The 477-nt window shown below is 57.2% G+C and carries 1 pseudogene; it reads left to right on the top strand.

Annotated features, from left to right (window positions below):
* A pseudogene (locus A3730_RS10650) lies at positions 1–477 on the top strand (cell envelope biogenesis protein OmpA); the annotation flags it as partial.

The raw sequence follows: 477 nt of genomic DNA, 5'->3' as shown, positions 1-477 counted from the left end.
ATAACGACGAGCTGATGACCGGTGTGGAGCTGGGTGTGCAGCGCGCGTTCTTCAAGCATGTGATTCTGGATCTGGGTACCCGTCAGGCTTACAGCCAGGATCGGGAATACTGGGAAGGCCAGGTTTATGCCGGCGTTAATCTGGCCTTTGGTATCAGCGATGACGACGGTGGCAGCAGTGACGATGAAGTGGTTGCTGCAACCCCCGCGGAAGTGGTGACTGGTGACAGCGATGGCGATGGTGTTAACGACGACAAGGACCGTTGCCCGAACACTGCTTCTGGTGCAGTAGTGGATGCGGACGGCTGTCAGGTCTACGAGTCCATGCAGAATCGGGAAACCTCGGTGATCTACTTCGGCTTTGATCGCGACACCATTCAGGGTCAGTTCAGCGATGAAATCAAAGGTGTGGCGGATCGCTTGAATGCCGGCGAGCAAGGGCGCATCCGTGTGGAAGGCCATGCTGACAGCACTGGCC

Source organism: Alcanivorax sp. HI0044 (assembly GCF_001634945.1).
The sequence above is the reverse complement of the archived record's forward strand: the minus strand, read 5'-3'. Positions and strand labels throughout refer to the sequence as shown.